The organism is Rhodococcus sp. NPDC019647, assembly GCF_044389235.1.
Lineage (GTDB): Bacteria > Actinomycetota > Actinomycetes > Mycobacteriales > Mycobacteriaceae > Rhodococcus_F > Rhodococcus_F oxybenzonivorans.
Genome location: NZ_JBIRXS010000024.1, coordinates 79,479 through 97,196, shown reverse-complemented (window position 1 = coordinate 97,196; position 17,718 = coordinate 79,479). Strand labels below are relative to the sequence as shown.

Sequence of the window (17,718 nt, the reverse complement as noted above, 5' to 3'; positions counted from 1 at the left end):
ATACAACTCCTACTTGAACTGCAGAGAGACGGTTCCGAGTCCACTGAACTCGGCTCGGAAGTGATCGCCCGGACGAGCGTCGATGGCGCGGGTGCACGAACCGGGAAGCACGATGTCGCCGGCTCTCAACCGGACGCCGAAACTGTCGACCTTCCGCGCCAGCCAGGCGACGGCCGTCACCGGGTTGCCGAGCACCGCATCGCTGCGGCCCTCGGCGATCAGCTCACCATTGCGGGTCAGGACGGCGTCGATGGCCTTGATGTCGATGTCGGACGGGCGCACCCGGTCGGTGCCGAGCACGAACCCTGCGGAAGACGCGTTGTCGGCGATAGTGTCGGCCAGGCCGATCTTCCAGTCCTTGATGCGGCTGTCGATCAACTCGATGGACGGCGCGTACGCCACTGTGGCATCGACGACATCCTGCTCGGTGCAGTCCGCTCCCGGAAGATCGGCGCCGAGGACGAAAGCCACCTCCACCTCGACTCTCGGGTAGCAGAACCGAGCCGTGTCGACGGGTTGGTCCTCGAACACCTCCATGTCGGCGAGCAGATGTCCGTAGTCGGGTTCGTCGACACCCATCATCTGCTGCATGGCGAGAGACGACAGACCTACCTTGTGCCCGACAACCTTCGCACCGTGCTGCAGCCGGCGGCGGATGTTGATCAACGCGATTTCGTATGCGTCGACGACGTCGATGTCCGGATGGGCGGCGGTCAGGGGCCCGACGGGAATGCGACTGCGCTCTGCGGCGTCGAGCTGATCGGCCAACTCGATGCGTAGTTGGTTCGAGAGCATGTTCTGTGTGCCTTCCCTGAAAACTGACGTGAGTGCGCACGCCCGAAACATTCGGTGCCACGTGTTCTCGTTCGGTGCGCTGTCGTTCCCGACACTTCCTGGCAGTGAGAATGGACCGACAACCCCATCATTCTATAACGTGTTCTACATGAGCAAGCACGAATCCGACACGGTGGTCTCGACCATCCCCCTCACACAGAAGGGGGACGCCCCGCATGCCTATTGACCCGAAGTTCGCCATCGGCGCCGAACTGCCCACGCTCGAGTTCGCCTGGACCGCGTCCGACGTGCAGCACTACCATCTCGCCCTCGGTGCGGGTTCCCGTCCGCTGGATGAGAAGGAGTTGTGCTACCTCACGGACCGCACTCCTCAGGTGTTACCGACTTTCGCGACGGTCGCGGCCAATTTTCATGCCGTCGACGCTCCGCAGGTGTCCTTCCCCGGTGTCGACATCGATCTCGCGAAAGTGGTCCACGGCGGCCAGGAGGTGACCGTGCACCGGCCGCTTCCGCCGGAGGGTAAGGCTCGCACGACAACCCGCATCGCGGAGGTGTGGGACAAGGGAAAGGCCGCGGTCATCGTCCAGGAGTCGGCCACCACCGACGTCGACGGTGCGCCCCTCTGGACCAGCCGCTCGTCCATCTTCGCCCGCGGCGAGGGTGGATTCGGCGGCGAGCGCGGGCCGTCGCAGTCCGTCGAGTTGCCGGACCGCCCGTCCGACGCCGAGGTCGACATTCCTGTGCTGCCGCAACAGGCGTTGATGTATCGAATGTGTGGCGACCGCAATCCCTTGCATTCCGATCCGCAGTTCGCGGCCGCCGCCGGTTTTCCGGCGCCGATTCTTCATGGGCTGTGCACCTACGGGATGGTGTGCAAGGCGGTGGTCGACACGATGCTGGACTCCGACGCGTCGCTGGTCGCGGGCTTCGGAGCACGATTCGCAGGTGTGGTGTTTCCCGGCGAGACGTTGCACGCCCGCATCTGGAAAGAGCCCGGGCTCCTGCTGATCGCGGCCACCGTTCCCGAGCGTGATCACGCCCCTGCCCTGGCCGACGTGGTGCTGACCATCGCCGAGCGGTGACGGCCGGGGCCGTACCGGCGCTTCGGCGCGGATATCGGCAAATGCCAAGCACACTCGCGCGACACTTTGTACGCTTCCCGTGACGCAATATGGGCGTGTACCGCCGGGGGAACAGGTGGTGCACGCCTTCCACGGAGCAGGAGCAAACGAAGGGGGACTCCGTGTCCCAGCGCTGGCATCTTCCCGTACGACGCGCAGTGATAGCGGGAGCACTGACCTTCTGCGCGGCCGCCCTGACGGCGTTTCCCTCCCATGCGGCACCGGTCGCCGGCAGCGCCGACAGTGGAAGCACAGCGGGCAGTTCCAGCGGATCCGCGATTCTTCCCACGCCGATTCCGACGCCCACCGGTCTCGCCGCGCTGGCGGCAGCGGTCACCCAGACCGGTAAGCCCTACCTCTGGGGCGGAACGGGCCCGGATGCCTGGGACTGTTCGGGACTCGTGCAGTGGGCATTCCGGCAAGCGGGAGTCAGGCTTCCGCGTACCACATGGGAGCAGGCCGAGGTGGGCGCCCGGATACCGTTGTGGGCGCTCGCTCCCGGCGACATCGTGGTTCTCAATCCGGATGCGTCGCACATCGGTATCTATGCCGGCTTCGGCCAGGTCTTCAATGCCTACGGACGCGGAGTGCCTGTGGGCCTTGCCCCGCTGTCACAGTTCCACGTCTACAGCATCCGCCGATTCTGAGCGGTGCTGCGCTTCCGGACGTAGGGAGCCACGGCGATGCAGAACAACACCACGACGGCAACCGGTCCGAGCAACGACCACCATCGCGGCCCCACCGGGACTGTGGTGACGAGGTAAGCAGTAGCACCCGCCGCTGCCGCGCACACCATCAGCGTCCGGAATCCGGGTGCCGGTCCCGTAAATGCGACGAGAAGCAGCGCGGTTGCCGCGATACCCGCCGTCGCGGCTGCCAGAACGGACGCATCGCCCAGGACGAGTGCGACCATCGCTCCCTGCACTGCCAGAACTGCGGCCCACTTCACCTGGCCACCCCCTGAGGGCGCTGGGCTCGATCCGCAAGAGTGAGGGCGAGATCTAATGCCGAATCGTCTTCCCACGCGACCACCGGGACACCCAGAACACTCATGTTCCGGTACATGTTCCGTCGTTCGAGCTTCCACATCCGGGCGGACATCTGATCGAGTTCGACCTCGAACGGCGGACCTCGCAGTACGTCGACGGCGACGACGACGTGGCCCCGGCGGCGCAGCTCGAGCAGCGACAGCGCGAAGTTGGTGTCGAGCATGGTGGAGAAGGCGATCACCACGGCAGTGGGTGGTAGCGCTGCCCGCGGAACAAGGGTGCCACCGGACGTGCCGCCGGCGTCCAGAACAGTGTCGAGAATGCGGTAGAACTGGCGACGCCCGATGTCGGCACCGAGCCACCGCAGGCGCGAGCCACTGACCACCACCCCGGCCCGATCTCCCCGTTGCAGTGCCGATTGCACCACCTGGGTGGCGCCACGGACGGTGCGCTGCAGACTGTCCGCTGCGGGGCCGGGCGCCTGCGGCGTGGCGTCGAGCACTGCGACGACGTCGGCTGCGCGGTCCATGATGCGCTCCGTCACGTGCAGTCGCCCACGTCGGGCACTGACCCGCCAATTGATGCTTCGCAGTGGATCTCCCGGTGCATGCGGCCGGATGTCACCGAATTCGACGCCGGAACCGTATCGGCGGGTGCGGTGCGCTCCGATTCGGTCGGGAAGCGCGCGATGGGGCAGCGGGGTCGGCAGCGGCGGCGCCAGCGGAAATACCCGGAGTTCGGTCACGGGTACCTCGAGTGCTGCGCTGAGCAGACCTCCGCACGCCTGCGCCGTGATGTGCAGTGCAGGTTCGTAGCGACCCCACCGGTGGGCGGTGATCCGATACCCGTCGCCGACGTCGTCGACCGTGTAGCCGTCGGAGCGCGCAGGCGACACGTCGAGCCGCGCGCCGCCGCCGACCGTCGTCACCTCGGCTTCGCACTGCACCGATTCCGATTCGAAGCACCGCAACGCGGGAGTGTCCGATCGGACGCGGATTCCGGTGGCCCGCGGCGGCAACCACACCACCGCGCCCAGAGCGCCGAGCATCGGTGCCGCGAACGCGATCAGCTCCCACCAGCGGCCCACCACGGCGACCGTGAGCGCGACGGCCGCACAGGTCGCGAGGGTGCGGGCTGCGGGCGACGCCCGCCACGTCAGGTCGTGCCGGGTGAGAACGTGCTCGGTCATCGTGCCCTCGGCACGGGCAGCCGTCGGAGCAATTCGGTCAGGACATCCTCGCTGCGGACACGCCGCACCCACATTTCCGGTCGCAGACTGATCCGATGGGCGACCGCGGGGACTGCCAGCGCCTTGATGTCCTCCGGAATTACGAAATCGCGCCCCGCAAGGAGCGCCCGGGCCCGGGCCAACTGCACCAGGTCCAATTCGGCACGTGGGCTGGCCCCCACTTCGACCTGCGGGTGCTGACGCGTGGCATTTGCGAGAGCGACCACGTAGCCGAGGACGTCACGATGGACACTGACCTCCTCGAGCGATTCGCGCATCGCCTGCAGATCCGCGGCGTCGACCACCTGCTGGACCACCACCGGAGCCGATCCCCGGTCGAGACGGCGTTGCAGCATCTCCTGCTCGTCCTTCTCGGTCAGGTACCCGAGCCGCAACCGCAGGGCGAAGCGATCGAGCTGGGCCTCGGGCAACGGATACGTGCCCTCGTATTCGATGGGGTTGTCGGTGGCCAGCACGATGAACGGTCGAGGCAGGATCCTCGTCGTGCCGTCGACACTCACCTGCCCCTCTGCCATCGCCTCGAGTAGGGCAGCCTGGGTTTTCGGCGGGGTGCGGTTGATCTCGTCGGCCAGGAGAAGGTTGGTGAAGATGGGACCGGGACGGAACTCGAACCGACCTGACGGCATGTCGTAGATGGTGGCGCCGAGCAGATCGGCAGGCAGCAGGTCCGGGGTGAACTGCACGCGGGTGAAGTCCAGCCCGAGTGCGGCTGCGAACGACCGGGCAACCAGAGTTTTTCCCAGCCCCGGCAGATCCTCGATCAGTACGTGGCCACCCGCGAGGACCGCGAGCAGTATCGACGTCAGTTCGTCGTGTTTCCCCACCACGGCACGTTCGACTTCCGCCAGAACGGCCTGAGCGCGGGCGGTGGTCATCTGGGCGGGGAGGGTCATAGCAACTCCAGCCGTTGAAGTATCCGGTCGAGCACGTCGCGACCGGGGCCGGGTTCGGTCCGGTCGGAGCGGCGGACGTCGTCGGGATCCACCCACTGCCACAGGTCACCGAAGAACACTCGCCCAGCGGCGGTAGTCGCGGCCGGGTCGACGCCCTTTCGCTGCCCGGTGGACTGTTGGAATTCGCGGGCAAGCAGTGGACGCAGATGGTGGTCCCAGTCCCCGCGGGTGCCGTCCGCCCAGCTGATCAGCGACTCCGTGCGCGTGAGCCAGCGGCTCATCGCCTCGGCCCGATCGGCTTCCGGACCCGCCACCACATCGTCGTCGTCCTCCTGCGACATCCGCCGCCGAACCTCGAAGAGCACGAGGGCGGTCACGGCCCCCGCCACCACGACCGCAACGTTGTCCCGACCGGATACGACGAGCGGAATCTCCACGGCCAGTACTGCCGCGATACCGATCACGGCAATGGCGAGCACGTGTTGCTCCCGAGGTCATTCGCACGGCGCTGCGCCCCGACATCGTCCAGCACGCGCCTGAGCAGGTCGACCGCCTCCGCGCGGTGACGTTCGTCCATCGGATGCCGGCTGAACCGGGCCTCGGCGAACAGACGAACCAACGGCGCTGCAGCCTCCGAGCGCAGCACACCAAGTTGCACCGCCCGGGCAAGCACTTCCGACGGCGTATCCGAATCTCGGGGTTCCGCGCCCGGCGCCCGCCGAAGGGCGTCTTCCATGGCGGCGTAGCTGGCGATGATGGCCTCCCGTGGCGGCATCTCCGTCGTGACGACCGCCGCGAGACCCTCCTCCGCCGCACGCACCAGCGACTGCGCCGCGGCCGAGGCGGTGTCGATATCGACCGGCGTCGGTACCTCACGGCCCACGACCACAGGGCGTCGGGCCGCCGCACCGAGTATGAGCAAGGTGACCAGCACGGGTCCGACTATGGCTGCGGCAGTCCATAGTTTGGCTTGATCGCTGCGGGCTTGCGCGCTGTCGGACGTGGGACGCAACTCCTCGGGCGGAGTGGCTTCGGACGGTGATTCGGAGTTGCCCCCGGACTCGGCGGCGGCCGGAGCCTCCTGGGCCGGGGGCTCGTTGCCACCGGCGGAGCCGAGGAGATACGCGGCGATCACGAGGACACAGGCACCGGCCGTCCACGCGAGGATCTGTCTGCGCGACTTCGCAGAGAGTGCCCGCTCGACCGCATCGGCCGCCGGCTCGTCGGGGGCTATCCGGGGGCGCCCACCTTGCAGAGCAGCCGCGAGCGCGATCGCCGCGATCACGACTGCGACGACAGCAATGACGATCAGTGCCCGAGTGGCACCCGTTCCCGGCTCGGGAGCGCTTCTCCCGGCATCCGCGGCGGGCACCACTCGTACGGCAAGCGTGACCGTCGCTACGGCCGCCAGCAGCGCGGCCGTGTAGATCGCTGCACCCGTCACACGGCGGTTCGACATACCCCATCACTCCCGAAGTACTTCCCATCGTCGCACGCAGGCGCCGGAACGTCAGGCATTCCTCCCGGATTCGGCGGGGGCCGCGCGGCCGCTGGTCGAGTCGCAGAGATCGTCAACTTGCCGCGAGACGGTCACGTGGGAGAGACAATGACGTATGTCAGAAACCAGCGGCCCTCGGCCCCCGGCCGAACCGCTGATCCTTCACCGCGAGGGCGTACTCCTGACCGTGATCTGTTGACCCTGCGACGCAAAGGATCGACTCATGATTCGATTTCTCATCCAGGCCGTCATCTTCCTCGGCTCGGCAGCGATCGGCCTTCTCGCGGCGGTGTGGCTTCTGCCCGAGGTATCGATCACCGCCGCAGGATTCATCGGCACGGTGGTGATCTTCGCGTTGGCGCAAAGCATCCTCGCGCCCTTCATCACCAAAGTGACCGAACGAAACGCTCCGGCTTTCCTCGGGGGAATCGGTTTGGTATCCACCTTCGTCTCGCTGGTGTTGGTCAACCTGTTCGGTGCCATGTCCATCACCGGGTGGCAGTCGTGGGTTTTCGCCACACTGATCGTGTGGCTCGTCACCGCCGTCGCCACGCTCGTACTCCCGCTCATCTTTTTGCGCAACAGAGTCAAGGAACCGAAACGTTAGGGTGAGGACGGATCCGGGCACGACGAGAGCCCGTCGTCGTGCGATTGACTGGGGGAGGTACGGCATTCGAAATGTGCAGTATTTGTTTCGATCGGCATCGAGATGTTTCGAAGAGATCAGCCCAGTCCCATCCACTGCGATTGCAGCACGATCAGCGTGTGCCGCCATTCGTCCGGGATAGGTATGTACCAAACCCAGGAATCATTACAACGCCAGCAACGCCATCGCCTGCTCCTCACACGGACCGTGTAACCGCTCGATTTGCTCGGTGAGGTCGAAGACCCGCTCGGCCAGCGGAAGATCGGCGTGGACCAGGGCGTCGGTGGCCGACTCGATGGCTTCGCCAGGTCCGGTCCAACCGTTACGCCGATCATGCGACGGATGCCTGACCGCCGGGCCGTCGCGGGCGCGGGACCCTACGCGTGATCCCATCCGGGATGAAGGCGTAAAGCAGGGCGATCACGGTGGTGACCAGGTCTGGCGTGCGCCGGAGATCGAGTGCACAAGATCGCCGGATTCGGAAGCAATGCTGCCGTCACCGCTTTGAGGGAGAACAATGAGCGAGACCAGAGCACTTTGTACGTTTCCCGGGAAGGGAACGGTCATGTCCAAGGAATCGTGGGTCAAACAGGTTCTGGAACAGGGAACATCCTGGGGCGCAGCTATTCTACTCATTGCCGTTGGGATCCTCGAAGTCTTGCAGAGCATTTCCGTGATCTTCGCGGACGAGATGATCGTCACCGACATCGAGTACACCTACCAGTTCGACCTCATCGTGTGGGGATGGACTCATCTGGTGCTCGGCGTGATCGGCATCGTCACTGGCATCGCCCTGTTTGCCGATGCGACATGGGCACGGCCTGGGGTCTTGGTGATCTGCGGTGTGTCGATCTTCGTCAATTTCCTTTGGTTGCCGCACTACCCGGCGTGGGCGCTGACAATCATCGCCCTGAACACCGTGGTGATCTGGGCGGTCGCGACCTGGAGGACCGACGCGATTTGATCTGCAACCCTTCCGCGCCTTTCGACCCTCGGAGCAGAAGCGAACGATGGCTACCACACGGTAAGCGGCAGGCCGGCGGCCGCGCGGCTCCGGAACCGGTGAAGTGAACCCCTCCCTCCACCGGCGCACCGTTCCGTTCTGAACGCCGACGCGATCCAGCTCCCCCCGGGAGTCTCGTTGTATCAGGATGGCCGGCAGCGCTGGCCTCTTCGTAGCGAGGTTTCGAACATCGGGCGTGCCGGTGGTTGCCGCATTGATTCTCGCCGACCGGCGGGGTGCACACTGCAATCGCCGTTTCCGAAAGAGCTGGTCGGGTATTCCGTACGAAGGACGAGGAGGTCTGAAGAGATGGATCCTGATCGCGGTCATTGTCGTGATCGCCGTACTGGCGGTCATTGTGGCACGCTCGGTCAGCAGTCGTCAGCGGACGGAACGGCTGAGGGGACGGTTTGGTCCCCAATACGAGCGGAGAGGTCGGCAACCTAGACACCGCGGATCGATTGCGCGCCAGTAGTACGACCCGATACACAGTGGAGGCTGACCATGCAGACATTTCGGGCAGCATCCTCAGGTTCGGGTCGTAGGGCCACGCAGATCATCCGGGCCGCTTTCCGGCCTCACTCGACATATCTGGTTCGACAGAGAGAATCCACTATCAGCAATCCTCACGGCGCCGGACCATCACCGAGAACAGATAATCTGCGCCACGCAGCTGCTGGCACGGCCTGGGTACTTTCGTTCGCCTACTTGCTGGCGGAGGTGTTCACCGCGGCGGCGTGGAGCACACCTTACAGCTTCGCGCACGACTCGATCAGCTCCCTGGGCGTGACGACCTGCGAAGTCGGATCCTGCTCACCGATGCACGACGTCATGAATTCGACATTCGTCGCGCTCGGGGTGCTCACCCTCCTCGGTGCACTGTTTCTTCATCGACACATACGAAGTGGCCGGGAGAAGAAGTGGATACTCTCCCTTGCCGTGATCATCGCGGTCAGCACTGCTGCCACTGGACTGTTTCCGGCGAACGATGGAACGATCATCCACTGGTCGGCCGTGTTGCCGGGCTTCGTGGCGCGCCACGTGGTGCTCGTGCTCATCGCCTGGCATATGTGGCACGAGAAGCGGCTGGTCGCCCTGTGGTCCGCACTGTGCGCACTCGTGGGCGTGGTCGGCGCCGGCCTCATGCTGGGACAGGCGCTGCATTTCGGCCTGGGGGAGCGTCTCGCTCTCTACCCGTTGCCGATGTGGATGGCCGTGACCGGCATGGCGGTACTGATGGGGCTGGCACGCCGCACGGTGCTCCGCAACGTCGAGTTCTCGCTGCGCACTTTCCACCCGCGCACCGCCACCTCACGGTCGAGAAAGGTCCGCGGATGCGGCACCTCGGTGCTCGATCGGATGGCAGCCACTCCCTCGCTCCCGGGGCCTCGCCTGGTCCCCGCCTCACGGCGAAGGTGATGTTCGGCGCGTAAAACACGTCGGCTGATCGGTGTCCGGACCTGCTCAGCCTTCGCGTTCGAAGGTGATCAGCAGCCCCTCCACGCTGCCGGGGCCGATTCTGCCCTTGACATCGGACGAGGTTATTGCTTTGAGACGCCATCCTTGCTGGGCGTACTGGTTGAGCAGGTCTTCGAGTTTGCCGCCGGACATTTTGCCGCCGATCATTTTCTCGCGGACCTCGACGGCCGCCGCCCACGACGACGGAGACGACGAAGGCCTGGGTCACAGGCCCGCGAGGTGCAGGAGTGGGCGGCCGCACCGGCTCCATGCTGAACCGGCGCGGTCTGGGCACGACCGATACTCCGGACTACCGGGCACGCCTGTCCTCGTATTACCCCAGTCGGTCCCGCTCGACGCGTCGTGTCGACGTGAGTCGGGCAGTATGAAACGGTGAATTGATTCAGGGGACGCAAGCAAGGTCGCCCTGGCACTTCGAGTGCCTTTGGCGTAGGAAGCCGCCAGCACCTGGTGGCGTGAGCTCCCGGCTCGCGAGCAGATAGGAGTGGCGCAGACAATGCAGATCCAGCGCCGCATCCGGTGCTGCGGCGTTTCGAGCGGTCATGAAGGCGTCATTGATCGTGCGCGGCGCGCGATTCGGCTCACTCGTTCTGTCACCCACAGTGCCGGGTGAACCTGCGGTGCCAGCGCTGGCCGCACTTCGGCGAGATAGTACTCGTCGAACCATATTTCGTGGATGTCACACACGCGAAGACCTAGAACGCAGGCGATCCGGCCCCCATCCTCGCGGAGGCCTCGACCGGCGGAACGTCAGCTTTGCGCGATGCATGATGTCGCGGCTACTGCAATAGATCCCATTTTCGAGCTGTGGGTGCAACGATAGGTCATGGCCCTTCACATTCTGCTCGCTAAAGCTGCCTCCACCGTGGTCACCGGCGCTGTCGGTGTCGCCGCGTACAACGCGGCCCGCAAAGCGGTCGCGAAGGCGCCCTTCCACGAGACTGCGGTCACCGTGACCGCATGGGGACTGCGCGGGACCCGGAAGGCGGAGGAGGGCGCGGAGTCGGCAAGGCTGAAGGTGGCCGACGTCATCGCCGAGGCCAAGGGCAGGATCGGCGAGGAAGTTCCCCCGCCGGCGGAGCCCGACACCGGTCACGGTCACACACACTGACATGTCCGCCGAGCCGGCCTCGCACGTCTCGCACGATGTCGCAGTCCTGTCGGATGCGGCGGGCAGAATTCGCGTGCATCTGCCGTGGCTCCGCGCGAGTGTGGGACGGGCCGTCGCCCTGGAAGATTCGATAGAAAAGCTCGCCGGGGTGCGTGCCGTGCACGCCTATCCGCGGACCGCGTCGGTGGTGGTCTGGTATTCGCCGAAACGGCTCGATCGCACCGAGTTGCTCGACACCATCGCTGCAGGCGAGGAGACGCCCTGGGCGCTGGTTCCGGACCGCTCCCCTCGCTCGGCCGACGTCGGTAACGCCGACATCGTCCGGATGGCCATCGGCGGCGCCGCCCTGCTCGTGCTCGGAGTCCGCCGATACGGACTGCGCCGCGCACCGCTACTCGGCCCGACCAGCCGCGTGTTCGCCACCGGCGCGACCATCTTCACCGGCTACCCCTTCCTCAAAGGAGCACTCCGCACTTTGACCGGAAACCGCACGGCGGGCACTGACGCTCTGGTCTCCGCCGCGACGGTGGCCAGCCTGGTTCTCCGGGAGAACGTGGTGGCCCTGACGGTGCTGTGGTTGCTCAACATCGGGGAGTACCTCCAAGAACTCACCCTGCGCCGTACCCGGCGCGCCATCTCCGATCTCCTCAAGGGCACTCAGGACACCGCGTGGATTCGTCTGGCCGACCGCACCGAGGTTTCGGTGGACGTCGATTCGCTGCAGGTGGGGGACGAAGTCGTGGTCCACGATCACGTCGCGATTCCCGTGGATGGTGTCGTGGTGGAGGGTGAGGCGATCGTCGACCAGTCCGCGATCACCGGTGAAACGCTGCCGATCGCCACTTCGGCCGAACACCTCGTGCACGCGGGTTCGGTGGTGCTGCGCGGACGGCTCGTCATCCGGGCCACCGCGGTCGGCAACGAAACCACGATCGGCCGCATCATCTCTCAGGTCGAGCAGGCGCAGGAGCACCGCGCCCCGATCCAGACCGTCGGTGAAAATTTCTCCCGCCGTTTCGTGCCGGCATCCTTCGCCTTGTCCGCGCTGACCCTCGTCCTGACCCGTGATGTCCGCCGCGCCATGACGATGCTGTTGATCGCGTGCCCCTGCGCGGTCGGGTTGTCGACGCCGACGGCGATCAGCGCCGCTATCGGCAACGGTGCCCGGCGCGGCATCCTGATCAAGGGCGGATCGCACCTGGAGCAGGCCGGATGCGTCGATGCGATGGTCTTCGACAAGACCGGCACTCTGACCATCGGTCGCCCCATCGTCACGAATGTGGTTGCCTTCGCGAAGGATTGGGAGCCGGAACGGGTCCTTGCCTATGCGGCGAGCTCGGAAATTCATTCCCGGCATCCACTCGCCGAGGCGGTGATCCGCTCGACCGAGGAACGACACATCGTGATCCCGCCACACGAAGAGTGCGAGGTCCTCGTCGGCCTCGGTATGCGCACGTGGGCGGACGGGCGGACGCTGCTCCTGGGCAGCGAAGGATTGCTGCGCGACGAGAACGTGCGCGTGTCGAAGCGGGCCGCCGACTGGGTACGCAAACTCCAGCAGCGGGCCGAGACGCCGCTGCTGTTGGCGGTCGACGGCAAGCTGGTGGGGCTGATCAGTCTCCGTGACGAGGTGCGGCCCGAGGCGCTCGAGGTGTTGTCGCGGTTGCGGGCGGACGGTATCCGAAGAATCGTGATGCTCACCGGCGACCATCCGATGACGGCCGCGGCGGTGGCGGCGGAACTGGGCATCGACGAGTGGCAGGCCGAGGTGATGCCGGAAGACAAACTCGACGCGGTCCGCCGTTTGCAGGACGACGGGTACACCGTCGCGATGGTCGGTGACGGCACCAACGACGCGCCGGCGCTCGCCGCCGCGAACATCGGAATCGCCATGGGCCTGGCCGGTACCGACGTCGCCGTCGAAACCGCCGACGTGGCGCTCGCGAGCGACGACCTGCGCCGCCTCCTCGATGTCCGCGACCTCGGTGCCCACGCGGTCGCATTGGTTCAGCAGAACTACGCGATGTCCATCGCGGTCAATGCGATCGGCCTACTCGTCAGCGCCGGCGGCGCCTTGTCGCCCGTCCTCGCCGCCATTCTGCACAACGCCTCCTCCGTCGCCGTCGTCGCCAATAGTTCCCGCCTGATTACCTACGAGCTGCAGCAACCCACACGCACCGGAGTCGGCAGCAAGTCCGCGTGAGATGTCCGGATGTTCTCACCGGGGACAAAATCGCGGCCACAGCCCCTTGCAGCACGCTGGAGCGTTTGCTATAACGAATCTACAGCTTCTGCTGTAGGTAACCTGTCAGCAACGAGGGTTTCCGGAGGTCGACGCAATGCTGTGCAGCGAACGCCGATGGTGCGATATCGACTACGACCTGTCGATCGCCGACTCTGATCGACTTCTCGCCGAGGCGCTGACGCCACGCGCCGTGGTGTCGCTGGTACGAGTCGCGATCCGCGCCGAGCGCGTTCCCTCTGCAGGCCGAGTCCCCTCTACGCGAACGGAACTGGCTGCGCAGGCCACGGGAGCGGAAGTCGACGCGACGCAGCGCTCCCCTCCGCGCGGATGATGACCGCTCGACGAAGAGGGAACACGTAGTCGAAAGGATGGTGATGCCCTAGCGTGAGCTTACTTCCCGAGGGCGTTGCTGCCCCGCCCGCAATTTCTTCGCAACCGGCCGGCGCGTGGAGCGGCCCGAATGCCGCAAAAATCCGCCCTGCCACCACTGTGGCGACGACGAGAAGCGGGCCGGGCAGCAACTGACCCTCCTCTCCATATCCTTCACCGTCATCGAACCCCGGCCCGTTTCCCCTGGGCCGGGGTTCTTTCGGGGCAGGGTTTCTCTCCAGGGCTGGAGTTCGGATCTGCCACTCCTCGCGATGCCGGCATTTCTGCCAAGATCGTGCTGTGAACCCCCAGTACCTCAGTCGGCTCCCGGACAGCGGCTTCGACCGTGTCGACGCCCTCCTCGGGCCCATCGACACCTCTCTTGCACAACACTTTCCGGGTGATCGTCCGCAGTCTCAGCCCATCCACACCGTCTATGTGAGTGCGGCGGATGCGCGCCCCGACACCCCCCGGCGCTGGTCGGAACAGGCCGTTGCGCTGCTGGACCGCTACGCCGATGCGCTCGAATCCTTCGGAACCACCGACGCTCTGCCCGATGTCCGCACGGTGTTGCAGAACCGTCCGGTCATGGACTTACGCATCGACTTCGAGGACGGGTACGGATGGCGGAGCGATGACATCGAGGACGCCGCCGCGCTCGACGCCGGACGCACACTGCGCCTGCTCTCGTCCGACCCCGACGGCCCGCGATCCCTCGGAATTCGCGCCAAAGGATTGGCGCCCCACGAACGCCGCCGCGGGATCCGCACTCTCGAACTCGTCCTCGAAGGTGCGGGCGGCGTTCCGAACGGTTTCGTATTCACCGTCCCGAAGCTGCGCGCCGCGGCGCAGGTCACCGCAGTCGTGGCACTGTGCGAGGAACTCGAACGCGCCTACGGGTTGCCGGACGGGTCACTGCACTTCGAATTGCAGATCGAGAGCCCCCAGGCCGTCATCGGCCCGGACGGCACCGTCACCGTCGCCAAGGCAATTCATCTCGCCGACGGCCGGTGCACCGGATTGCACTACGGCACTTACGACTACAGCGCGGCCTGCGGCATCGCGTCTCGCTTCCAATCGCTCGAGCATCCGGTGGCAGACCACGCGAAGTCCGTGATGCTGGTGGCGGCGGCCCAGACCGGGGTGTGGGTCTGCGACGGCTCCACCCAGGTCGTCCCACAGGGCAGCGACGACGACGTCCGCGCCGCATTGTCCCGGCACTACCGGCTCGTCACCCGGTCGCTCGAGCGCGGTTACTACCAGGGCTGGGACATGCATCCCGGGCATCTGATCACCCGCTGGCTCGCCACCTTCGACTTCTACCGGGGTGCCTTGCCCGCCGCGGCGACCCGTCTGCAGGCCTACCTCGATCGGCAGGGCGGTGGCGTGGTGGACGAACCGGCCACGGCACAAGCCCTCGCCACCGTCGCTCTCCGCGGGCTCGCCTGCGGCGCGTTCGACGAGGACGTGGTACTGGCGCAAGCCCCCGGATGCACGGTCGACGTCCTCCACAACCTCGTCTCCCGCACGGTGATCCCGGGTACCTGAGCGGCCGGACCCGGTCGGCGACGCTCCGGCGGCATCGCCGACGCCCTACACTTGCTCCACGCCCGATCAGGAGGTACTCCATCGTGACTCCGAACACTCCTGCCCCGCCCAGCTTTCGCAGTCTTCCGGACTTGGCCGTCCGCACGCTCGGCGGCGCGGTCGTGTGGGCGAACGACGAATTGTTCGCCGAGCGCGAGAATCTGATCCGCCCGACTGCGGCCGTGTACCAGTCGGCCACGTTCGGGCACAAGGGCCAGATCTACGACGGCTGGGAGACGCGCCGACGCCGGACCGCGGGCATCGACGAGGCCATCGTGCGCCTCGGGGTTCCCGGTGTCATTCGGGGCGTGGTGGTCGACACCGCATGGTTCACGGGCAACTATCCACCGGAAATTTCCGTCGAAGCCGGGGCGATCGACGGATACCCGTCGGCCGACGAAGTGGTCGGCGCACAGTGGACCACCATCGTCGGCCGCAGCCCAGTTCGAGGGGACACCGAGAATCCCTTTCCGGTGGACTCGGCGCGGCGGTGGACGCACGTCAAACTGACCCTGTACCCGGACGGCGGGGTGGCCCGGTTGCGCGTGCACGGCGAAGGTCGTCCGGATCTTCGCTTCCTCGACGCCGGACCGGTGGATCTCGCTGCCCTGGAGAACGGGGCACGAGTGATGTCCTGCTCCAACATGTTCTACGGATCACCACAGAACATGCTGCTCCCTGGATCGGCTCGCGTCATGGGCGACGGCTGGGAAACCTCTCGGCGACGAGACGACAACAACGATTGGGTAGAGATTCTTCTCGCCGCTCAGGGCATCGTGTCGCTGGCCGAACTGGACACCTCGTACTTCCTCGGCAATGCGCCCGGTGAGGCGAGTATTCAGGGACGCGACGGCGACGGCGACTGGGTGGAGCTCCTCCCCCGGACACGCCTGCAGCCGGACACCAGGCATCGGTTCGTCGTCGACAACGATCAGCCGGTCACGCAGGCCCGGCTCGACATCTTTCCGGACGGTGGCATGGCACGGCTGCGGCTGTGGGGTTCCCTGACCGAAGCCGGTCGGGCAGGGTTGCAGTCATGACCCACGGATTCGACTCCGAATATCCCCGTGACCTGGTCGGGTACGGGCCGAAGCCCCCCGACCCGCAGTGGCCGGGCGGCGCGAAGATCGCCGTCCAGTTCGTCCTCAACTACGAGGAGGGCGCCGAGAGCAACGTCCTCCATGGAGACGGGGCGTCGGAGACGTTCCTGTCCGAGATGGTGGGGGCGCAGCCGTTCCCGAACCGGCACATGAGCATGGAGTCGATCTACGAGTACGGTTCCCGCGCCGGACTGTGGCGTGTGCTACGGGTGTTCGAGCGGCGAGGACTGCCGCTGACGATTTTCGCGGTGGCGAAGGCCATGCAGCGAAACCCAGAAGCCGTCAGCGCCTTTCGTGAACTCGGCCACGAGATCGCCAGCCACGGTCTGTGGTGGAAGTCGTATCAGCTTTCCGACGAGGACGCCGAACGCAAGGACATGGCGGAGGCGGTCGACATCCTGCGCGATCTGACCGGTGAGTCGCCGCTCGGCTGGTACACCGGCCGCGACTCCCCTCGCACCCGGGAACTGGTAGTCGAACACGGCGGTTTCCTCTACGACTCCGACTCGTACGCCGACGACCTGCCGTACTGGGTGAAGGTGGATTCGCCAGGCAAGGGGCTGGTCGACCACCTGGTGGTGCCGTACACCCTCGACACGAACGACATGCGGTTCGCCTCACCGGGAGGTTTTCCCAGCGGCGAGCAGTTCTTCGCTCATCTACGGGACGCCTTCGACGTGCTCTACGCGGAGGGCGCCGAGGGGGCGCCGAAGATGCTGTCCGTGGGTCTGCACTGCCGCATCGTTGGCCGGCCCGCGCGCACCGCCGCGCTGGAACGATTCCTCGACCACGTGCAGTCCCACGAGAAGGTGTGGGTAGCCAGGCGGATCGAGATCGCCCGCCACTGGCGCGACACGCACCCGGTGGCTCCCAGCCGGTGATTCAGTGTGGTTCGACACGGCGGCGGTGACGCGTGCGCGATCCGTTACCGATCGAACTCCGTCCCTGATGCGCCGGAGCTTGCCGTCGTTGCGGAGGTCTCTGCGAGCGGCACGGTCAAACGCCGGCGCAACTTCGCCTGCTGAGCGTCGTCCTTGTACCTGAGGGATTTGCCTGCCTTGGCCACCCGACGTCCGGCGACGGTCAGCATCGGTCGTGGAATCCCGATACCCATTACCGGCACGCCCGTCACATAGTTCTCCTTGAAGAGGAACATCGAGGCGTCGGCCACTTCGTCACTGGTGAGCTTCGAGGCCACCCAGCCGACTTCCGCTCCGATGGCATCCGCGTCCAGGATGGGACTCCGATATCCCTCCGTTGTCTTCGCGAGAAGCCAACGCAGAACAGCGTCACGAACCGCCCACTGACGATCGGTAGCTGCGTTCACATTTCGGTCCTCCAAGTAGGTGCGACTAGTGCTGCCATGCACCATAGCCGTGGGTGAGGAATAAGCAAGTTACGTGAAATTTACTGCGCGCCTTGCACCTCGGAGTCACCGACGATCCGTCGTCACGAAGAGCTGAACTGGACTTAATTCTTGTGTTGGGTATGGTCGAGGTCAGTTCGCGGTTGCCGATTCGGAAAGGACCGACAATGGCTGACAAGTCCACCGTCAGAAGTTCGAAACAGTCCGCACGTGCCCTCAAAGAGCGTCGGGCGGAGAAACGAGAGAAGGCGCTCGAGTCGACTCAGA

18 protein-coding genes and 2 pseudogenes are annotated in these 17,718 nt (G+C 65.8%); 11 read left to right on the top strand and 9 right to left on the bottom strand.

Annotated elements, in window-relative coordinates; translation table 11 throughout:
- Nucleotides 1-9 precede the first annotated feature (9 nt).
- Nucleotides 10-795: a 2-keto-4-pentenoate hydratase gene (locus tag ACH49N_RS29690; protein WP_358276295.1), complete on the bottom strand. Its 786-nt coding sequence runs from the start codon at nt 793-795 to the stop codon at nt 10-12.
- Between the two features lie 215 nt (nt 796-1,010).
- On the opposite strand from ACH49N_RS29690, the gene ACH49N_RS29685 reads away from it, so the two are divergent.
- On the top strand, nt 1,011-1,877 hold the full coding sequence (locus tag ACH49N_RS29685) for a MaoC/PaaZ C-terminal domain-containing protein (protein WP_358276293.1): 867 nt from the start codon (nt 1,011-1,013) through the stop codon (nt 1,875-1,877).
- A gap of 161 nt (nt 1,878-2,038) precedes the next feature.
- Nucleotides 2,039-2,563 carry a C40 family peptidase gene (locus ACH49N_RS29680; protein ID WP_236603370.1) on the top strand — a complete coding sequence of 175 codons (525 nt, stop codon included), beginning with the start codon at nt 2,039-2,041 and terminating at the stop codon, nt 2,561-2,563.
- Here the strand turns inward: ACH49N_RS29680 and ACH49N_RS29675 are convergent.
- From ACH49N_RS29675 to ACH49N_RS29655, 5 genes are read right to left on the bottom strand one after another with little or no spacing between them, the layout of a single operon-like run.
- Entirely contained in the window at nt 2,542-2,865 is a 324-nt protein-coding gene (locus ACH49N_RS29675) for a hypothetical protein (protein WP_358276291.1), read from the bottom strand. The two genes, ACH49N_RS29680 and ACH49N_RS29675, sit on opposite strands and share 22 nt — an antisense overlap.
- Nucleotides 2,862-4,094 (bottom strand): DUF58 domain-containing protein, encoded by a 1,233-nt coding sequence (locus ACH49N_RS29670; RefSeq protein WP_358276290.1) that lies wholly within the window; start codon nt 4,092-4,094, stop codon nt 2,862-2,864. Before ACH49N_RS29670 ends, ACH49N_RS29675 begins: the two co-directional genes overlap by 4 nt.
- Nucleotides 4,091-5,047 (bottom strand): MoxR family ATPase, encoded by a 957-nt coding sequence (locus ACH49N_RS29665; protein WP_208962752.1) that lies wholly within the window; start codon nt 5,045-5,047, stop codon nt 4,091-4,093. The genes ACH49N_RS29670 and ACH49N_RS29665 overlap by 4 nt, the downstream gene beginning before the upstream one ends.
- A complete protein-coding gene (locus ACH49N_RS29660; protein WP_109326645.1) occupies nt 5,044-5,526 on the bottom strand; it encodes a hypothetical protein in 483 nt (160 codons plus the stop codon). Before ACH49N_RS29660 ends, ACH49N_RS29665 begins: the two co-directional genes overlap by 4 nt.
- Nucleotides 5,508-6,506, bottom strand: coding sequence for a DUF4129 domain-containing protein (locus ACH49N_RS29655; RefSeq protein WP_358276287.1), 999 nt, complete (start codon nt 6,504-6,506; stop codon nt 5,508-5,510). The genes ACH49N_RS29660 and ACH49N_RS29655 overlap by 19 nt, the downstream gene beginning before the upstream one ends.
- A gap of 262 nt (nt 6,507-6,768) precedes the next feature.
- Between ACH49N_RS29655 and ACH49N_RS29650 the strand changes: the two genes are divergently transcribed.
- A complete protein-coding gene (locus ACH49N_RS29650) occupies nt 6,769-7,152 on the top strand; it encodes a hypothetical protein (RefSeq protein WP_358276286.1) in 384 nt (127 codons plus the stop codon).
- A 207-nt stretch (nt 7,153-7,359) separates the two neighbouring features.
- Here the strand turns inward: ACH49N_RS29650 and ACH49N_RS29645 are convergent.
- A pseudogene (locus ACH49N_RS29645) lies at nt 7,360-7,497 on the bottom strand (phosphate transport system regulatory protein PhoU); the annotation flags it as partial.
- Between the two features lie 259 nt (nt 7,498-7,756).
- Between ACH49N_RS29645 and ACH49N_RS29640 the strand changes: the two are divergent.
- Nucleotides 7,757-8,155 carry a hypothetical protein gene (locus tag ACH49N_RS29640; RefSeq protein ID WP_358276285.1) on the top strand — a complete coding sequence of 133 codons (399 nt, stop codon included), beginning with the start codon at nt 7,757-7,759 and terminating at the stop codon, nt 8,153-8,155.
- Nucleotides 8,156-9,025: 870 nt separating this feature from the next.
- Entirely contained in the window at nt 9,026-9,613 is a 588-nt protein-coding gene (locus ACH49N_RS29635; protein WP_250772897.1) for a DUF998 domain-containing protein, read from the top strand.
- Between the two features lie 45 nt (nt 9,614-9,658).
- On the opposite strand, the pseudogene ACH49N_RS29630 reads toward ACH49N_RS29635, so the two are convergent.
- Nucleotides 9,659-9,838, bottom strand: a pseudogene (locus tag ACH49N_RS29630) (DUF4177 domain-containing protein); the annotation flags it as partial.
- A 661-nt stretch (nt 9,839-10,499) separates the two neighbouring features.
- Between ACH49N_RS29630 and ACH49N_RS29625 the strand changes: the two are divergent.
- The 6 genes from ACH49N_RS29625 (at nt 10,500) to puuE (ending at nt 16,966) form a co-directional block, all read left to right on the top strand.
- Entirely contained in the window at nt 10,500-10,784 is a 285-nt protein-coding gene (locus ACH49N_RS29625; RefSeq protein ID WP_159919087.1) for a DUF1490 family protein, read from the top strand.
- Between the two features lies 1 nt (nt 10,785).
- Complete coding sequence (locus ACH49N_RS29620) at nt 10,786-12,987, top strand: cation-translocating P-type ATPase (protein ID WP_358276283.1); 2,202 nt, start codon at nt 10,786-10,788, stop codon at nt 12,985-12,987.
- 136 nt (nt 12,988-13,123) lie between these two features.
- Entirely contained in the window at nt 13,124-13,360 is a 237-nt protein-coding gene (locus ACH49N_RS29615; RefSeq protein WP_159919085.1) for a hypothetical protein, read from the top strand.
- 338 nt (nt 13,361-13,698) lie between these two features.
- Entirely contained in the window at nt 13,699-14,946 is a 1,248-nt protein-coding gene (locus tag ACH49N_RS29610) for a DUF6986 family protein (protein WP_358276282.1), read from the top strand.
- An 83-nt stretch (nt 14,947-15,029) separates the two neighbouring features.
- Nucleotides 15,030-16,025 (top strand): allantoicase, encoded by a 996-nt coding sequence (gene alc / locus ACH49N_RS29605; RefSeq protein WP_358276280.1) that lies wholly within the window; start codon nt 15,030-15,032, stop codon nt 16,023-16,025.
- Nucleotides 16,022-16,966: an allantoinase PuuE gene (gene puuE / locus ACH49N_RS29600; RefSeq protein ID WP_159919082.1), complete on the top strand. Its 945-nt coding sequence runs from the start codon at nt 16,022-16,024 to the stop codon at nt 16,964-16,966. Before alc ends, puuE begins: the two co-directional genes overlap by 4 nt.
- 44 nt (nt 16,967-17,010) lie before the next feature.
- On the opposite strand, the gene ACH49N_RS29595 is transcribed toward puuE, so the two are convergent.
- Nucleotides 17,011-17,412: a serine recombinase gene (locus tag ACH49N_RS29595; protein ID WP_159919081.1), complete on the bottom strand. Its 402-nt coding sequence runs from the start codon at nt 17,410-17,412 to the stop codon at nt 17,011-17,013.
- Nucleotides 17,413-17,718 lie beyond the last annotated feature (306 nt).

Bases quoted from the DNA above. Each gene is read 5' to 3' on its own strand.
- ACH49N_RS29650 (WP_358276286.1), top strand. From the start codon at position 6,769: ATGATTCGATTTCTCATCCAGGCCGTCATCTTCCTCGGCTCGGCAGCG.
- ACH49N_RS29625 (WP_159919087.1), top strand. From the start codon at position 10,500: ATGGCCCTTCACATTCTGCTCGCTAAAGCTGCCTCCACCGTGGTCACC.
- ACH49N_RS29655 (WP_358276287.1), bottom strand. From the start codon at position 6,506: ATGTCGAACCGCCGTGTGACGGGTGCAGCGATCTACACGGCCGCGCTG.
- ACH49N_RS29620 (WP_358276283.1), top strand. From the start codon at position 10,786: ATGTCCGCCGAGCCGGCCTCGCACGTCTCGCACGATGTCGCAGTCCTG.
- ACH49N_RS29615 (WP_159919085.1), top strand. From the start codon at position 13,124: ATGCTGTGCAGCGAACGCCGATGGTGCGATATCGACTACGACCTGTCG.
- ACH49N_RS29635 (WP_250772897.1), top strand. From the start codon at position 9,026: ATGAATTCGACATTCGTCGCGCTCGGGGTGCTCACCCTCCTCGGTGCA.
- ACH49N_RS29670 (WP_358276290.1), bottom strand. From the start codon at position 4,094: ATGACCGAGCACGTTCTCACCCGGCACGACCTGACGTGGCGGGCGTCG.
- ACH49N_RS29690 (WP_358276295.1), bottom strand. From the start codon at position 795: ATGCTCTCGAACCAACTACGCATCGAGTTGGCCGATCAGCTCGACGCC.
- ACH49N_RS29665 (WP_208962752.1), bottom strand. From the start codon at position 5,047: ATGACCCTCCCCGCCCAGATGACCACCGCCCGCGCTCAGGCCGTTCTG.
- ACH49N_RS29685 (WP_358276293.1), top strand. From the start codon at position 1,011: ATGCCTATTGACCCGAAGTTCGCCATCGGCGCCGAACTGCCCACGCTC.
- ACH49N_RS29640 (WP_358276285.1), top strand. From the start codon at position 7,757: ATGTCCAAGGAATCGTGGGTCAAACAGGTTCTGGAACAGGGAACATCC.
- puuE (WP_159919082.1), top strand. From the start codon at position 16,022: ATGACCCACGGATTCGACTCCGAATATCCCCGTGACCTGGTCGGGTAC.